The following is a 4,777-nucleotide window of genomic DNA, read 5'->3' on the forward strand; positions in this document are numbered from 1 at the left end:
GGTCGTCGGCCAGTTCAGGCTGGTCGATGTGTTGGCACACGTCAGCCCAGAACTTGCTGGCCTGCATCATGACGAACGAGATGTAGCGACCGTCCGATGTCGCATAGAGACCGACCAGCGGATTGATCGGAGAGCCGTGCACCCCGGGTGGGAAGGCCTCCATCCGCTGGTTCAAGTGGACGGTCAGCGCGACGGTGTGCCCCATCGACCACAACCCGCTGCCCAGTAGTGAGACGTCGACGACCGATGGTTCGCCGGTGCGTTCGCGCTTGAGCAATGCCGCCGCGATACCGCCGGCCAGGTTGGTGCCGGAGATGGTGTCCCCATAGGCAGGCCCGGGCGGGCCGATCATGCCTTCCGTTCCGGGCGGGGTGATGGTCGCGGCCGTCCCGGCCCGACACCAGAACGCGGTCATGTCGTAGCCGCCTTTTTCCGACTCCGCGCCGCGCGGACCCAGGGCGCTGCCGCGGGCGTAGATGATCGTCGGGTTGACCGCGCGGATGTCGTCGACATCGATACCGAACTTCTTGCGGTGTCCGGGCAGGAAGCTGGTCAAGAACACATCCGACCGGCGAGCCAGCTCGTAGAGCACCTCTTTGCCTTCGGGCACCGACATGTCCAGGCCGACGCTGCGCTTGCACCGGTTGGCGTGCTCGATGTTCGGGTTGGGGTCGCCCTCGACCCGTAACAAGCCGGTCTGCCGCAGGCCGCGCTGCGGGTCACCGGTCACCGCGTGCTCGACCTTGATCACGTCGGCGCCCCACTCGGCCAGCACCGCACCCGCCGACGGGACGAACCCGTACATCGCGACTTCGAGGACGCGGATACCCTCCAGCGGCCTCATCAGGCCACTCCCGGCGCGGGCACGGCGACGGCGGCCGAGTCCTGCAATGGCATTCGGTCTCCTCAAGACATGGATAATTCCATTCTCATCCGGGGCGAATCTTACATTCCGTCAACGAGAATTCAACGAAACGCGAGAAACGAGACTGCCATACTCGTAGCCGATTCAGGCGTTCACTATTTACAGCATCGTTGCAGGCTAATTGCGGTTTCTGAGCTATCTTGCATGCGGCCACAACGTGAGAGTAAGGTTCTCATATTCGGAAGGGAGATTCTTTGTGCTTGACACGGTCCCTAGCCGGGTGACCACGTGAGAACGGCCGTTGTCACCGGCGGCGGCTCCGGAATCGGATTGGCCGTCGCTGAGCGGCTCCGCAAAGACGGCTTCCGGGTCGCGACCATCGACCTCAAACCGTCCGAGACAGACTTGGCGTTCGCCGCCGATGTCACCGACCGCGCGCAGATCGACGCCGCGCTGTCGGGCATCCACGAGCAAGCCGGCCCGGTCACCGTGCTGGTCAACGCCGCCGGGCTGGACGGTTTCAAGCGCTTCACGCATATCGAGTTCGCGGATTGGCAACGGCTGATCGACGTCAACCTCAACGGGGTCTTCCACATGATCCAGGCCGTGCTGCCCGACATGCTGGATGCCGAGTGGGGACGCATCGTCAACATCTCCTCGTCCAGCACGCACTCCGGCGCCCCTTTCATGTCGCACTATGTCGCGGCCAAATCCGCGGTCAACGGGCTGACCAAGTCGCTGGCACTGGAGTACGGACCGAACGGCATCACCGTGAACGCGGTACCACCGGGCTTCATCGACACGCCGATGCTGCGTAGCGCGGAGGAGCGCGGGAATCTCGGCGACATCGAAAAGACGATTGCGGCAACGCCGGTACGGCGGATGGGCAAGCCCGAGGACATCGCGGCGGCCTGCGCCTTTCTGGTGTCCGAGGAAGCCGGTTATATCACCGGCCAGATTCTTGGCGTCAATGGCGGCCGAAATACGTAGCCGCCAAGCATAATCCGGCTTGAGAACCAAGAGGAGAATGTTGTGAAAGTTCGCGTTGATCCAGATCGCTGCCAGGGGCACACACTGTGCTCGATGATCGCGCCGGAGTCCTTTGAGCTCGACGACATCGAAGGCCACGCGTCGGCCGTCTCGGAAGACGTTGCGGCTGATCAAGAAGACGCCGTCCGGGAAGCCGCGCAGTCCTGCCCGGAGCAGGCCATTCTGATCACGGAGACCCCATGAGCATCGACGACGTCGTCAGCGACAGCGATCGCAAGAAGAACCGCTACCACTTCGACCGGCACACCCCGGAGTACCGAACCCAGTTCGAGAAGATCACCGAAGAGATCCACGCCAAGTGCCCGGTCGCCTGGACCGACACCTACGAAGGTCACTGGGTCGCCGGCGGCAGCCAGGCGGTGTTCGAGCTGGCCCGTTGCCCGGTTGTCTCCAACGACCACGACATCAACGGTGAACGCCAAGGCTACAAAGGCATTTCGATCCCGACGGCCAAGCGGGCGAGCGGTGTACGCGGCGGCATATTGGAGATGGATGAACCTGAGCATCGCATCTATCGCACCGTGCTCAACCCTTTCCTATCGCCGGCCGCGGTCAAGCGCTGGGTCCCCTTCGTCGACGAGGTGACCCGCGCCTGCCTCGACGAGAAGATCGAAGAAGGCCGGATCGATTTCGTCGATGATCTGGCCAACGTCGTGCCTGCGGTGCTGACGCTGGCGATGCTGGGCATCCCGCTGAAGAAATGGGCGATGTACAGCGAGCCCACGCATGCCGCGTTGTATACACCCGAGCACTCCCCAGACCTTGAGCGCGTCAACGCCATGCACCGGCAGATGGGACTCGATCTGCTGAACAACATGATCGAGATCAAGGAGAATCCGCGGCCGGGCATCGTCAACGCGCTGATCCAGCTACGGATCGACGGTGAACCCGCACCCGACCTCGAGATCATGGGCAATCTCGGGCTGGTCATCGGCGGCGGCTTCGACACCACCACCGCATTGACCGCCCACTCACTGGAATGGCTGTCGCAACATCCCGATGAGCGCGAGCGCCTCAGCCGCGAGCGGGACACCCTGCTCGACTCCGCCACAGAAGAGTTCCTGCGTTACTACACGCCGGCACCCGGGGATGGGCGGACCTTCTCCGACGATGTGGAACTCGAAGGGACGCAGTTCAAAGAGGGCGAGCGGCTCTGGATTTCCTGGGCGATGGCCAACCGCGATCCTTCGGTCTTCCACGACCCGAATCAGATCATCATGGATCGTAAAGGCAACCGGCACTTCAGCTTTGGGCTTGGTGTGCATCGCTGCGTCGGCTCGAACGTGGCGCGGACGGTGTTCAAGTCGATGCTCACCGCGGTGCTGGACCGGATGCCGGACTACGTGTGCGACCCCGAAGGCACCGTGCACTACGAGACCATCGGCGTCATTCAGGGCATGCGAAACCTACCGGCCACGTTCACGCCGGGCAGCCGTCTCGGGGCTGGTCTCGACGAGACCCTGGAGAAGCTCCAGCGTATCTGCGACGAGCAGGAACTGGCGTTGCCGATCACCGAGCGCAAGGAAGCCGCGGTCATCGACTGAACATTCGTCACGACGGTACGTAACTGGGCAATCCCACGCATGGCCGCGGCCAGGCGGCTTATATTCAGCCGACGAACGGGAGGAGCATGACGTGAAGTCGTTGACGCTGGGTGTTGCGTTGATGGCAGCGACGGTGAGCCTGGCTCCGGTAGCCCACGCCCATATGCCGTACGGAAACTACCGACTGCAGTCGCCACGCGACCCGGGCCACTCGTGGCTGTGGGCACTCCGGCCATGCCCGCCAGATAACCGCAATGACTGCCTCCAGAACCAGGCCCAGCCCAGGCCCAACGGTCAAGCGACGCCGTGGTACGCCGTTGCACACCTCGGGGCCGATAATCGTTACACGATGGTCATCGACGTGCCCGACGGTGTGCGCTGCACGGTCTACTTCCTGCCCTCGCACGACGTCTACAACTGGGACGCGGTGACGCTGACCGGTTCGGTGGACTCCACGTACGACGCGGGCTGTGGTGGCGCGCCGGGCGGCACCAGCAGCTGGCCGTTCAGCCTCTTCCGGGAGTGACGTCAGCGCGCGGGCAGTCCAAGCACTCGCTGGGCAATAATGTTCCGCTGGATTTCCGAGGTGCCGCCGGCGATGGTCCCCGAGAAGCTGCGCGCGTAGCGCTCGAACCAGCTGCCGAAGTAGTGGTCGAGGTTCATGGGCTCGTACCGCCCCGTCAGCGCCGGGTGCAGTAGACCGTCGGATCCCGCTGCAGACAAGGCGTTTTCACACGCTTGGCGCTCGGCCTCCGAGCCCAGTAGCTTGAGCACCGATAGCGCGGGCACGTCTTCTTCGCCGCGGGCAGCCCGGGCCAGCGCTACGGATCCGAGCAGACGGAGCGCCTCGCGGTCCATGATCGCGGTGGCGTGGTGGTCACGCTCGAGAGCGTTCGCCGGGTGAAAGTCGGAGATGACGTTGTCGAGCCGGTCGGCGAAACCGAGCCACATCATCGTGCGCTCATGTCCCAGTGAGCCGTTGGCCACCCGCCAGCCCTGGTTGAGCGGTCCCACCAGATTCTCGGCAGGCACCTTCACATCCTCGAAGAACACCTCGTTGAAGTCCAAGTTGTCTTGGCCGCAGATATCCGGGAACGGCCGACGCGTCACACCGGGGGTATCGGTTGGGATCACCAGCGCGCTGATTCCCTTGTGCTTAGGCGCATCCGGGTCGGTTCGGACGAACGTCAGCAGCACGTCGGCATCGTGGGCACCCGACGTCCACACTTTCTGTCCGTTAACCACGAAGTGATCGCCGTCGCGCACCGCCTTGGTTCGCAGCGAGGCCAGATCCGAACCGGCGCTGGGCTCGCTCATC

Annotated in this window: 6 protein-coding genes; 4 read left to right on the top strand and 2 right to left on the bottom strand. The window is 63.8% G+C overall.

Features of this window, described 5'->3' with window-relative positions:
- A partial coding sequence (locus VN856_RS10230) for a CaiB/BaiF CoA transferase family protein (protein WP_325688581.1) occupies positions 1–844 on the bottom strand: 844 nt, incomplete at its 3' end.
- 309 nt (positions 845–1,153) lie between these two features.
- Between VN856_RS10230 and VN856_RS10235 the strand changes: the two genes are divergently transcribed.
- From VN856_RS10235 to VN856_RS10250, 4 genes are all read left to right on the top strand, one after another.
- Positions 1,154–1,855, top strand: a complete 702-nt coding sequence (locus VN856_RS10235) for an SDR family NAD(P)-dependent oxidoreductase (protein WP_325688583.1) — start codon at positions 1,154–1,156, stop codon at positions 1,853–1,855.
- Between the two features lie 42 nt (positions 1,856–1,897).
- Positions 1,898–2,098 (top strand): ferredoxin, encoded by a 201-nt coding sequence (locus VN856_RS10240; protein WP_325688585.1) that lies wholly within the window; start codon positions 1,898–1,900, stop codon positions 2,096–2,098.
- Complete coding sequence (locus VN856_RS10245; protein WP_325688587.1) at positions 2,095–3,459, top strand: cytochrome P450; 1,365 nt, start codon at positions 2,095–2,097, stop codon at positions 3,457–3,459. Before VN856_RS10240 ends, VN856_RS10245 begins: the two co-directional genes overlap by 4 nt.
- Before the next feature lie 121 nt (positions 3,460–3,580).
- Entirely contained in the window at positions 3,581–3,985 is a 405-nt protein-coding gene (locus tag VN856_RS10250) for a hypothetical protein (protein ID WP_325688591.1), read from the top strand.
- A gap of 2 nt (positions 3,986–3,987) precedes the next feature.
- On the opposite strand, the gene VN856_RS10255 is transcribed toward VN856_RS10250, so the two are convergent.
- Positions 3,988–4,777: acyl-CoA dehydrogenase family protein (locus tag VN856_RS10255; protein WP_325688589.1), on the bottom strand; the 790-nt coding region annotated here is incomplete at its 5' end.

This window comes from Mycobacterium sp., from assembly GCF_035603715.1.
GTDB lineage: Bacteria > Actinomycetota > Actinomycetes > Mycobacteriales > Mycobacteriaceae > Mycobacterium.

Bases quoted from the DNA above. Each gene is read 5' to 3' on its own strand.
- VN856_RS10245 (WP_325688587.1), top strand. From the start codon at position 2,095: ATGAGCATCGACGACGTCGTCAGCGACAGCGATCGCAAGAAGAACCGC.
- VN856_RS10250 (WP_325688591.1), top strand. From the start codon at position 3,581: ATGGCAGCGACGGTGAGCCTGGCTCCGGTAGCCCACGCCCATATGCCG.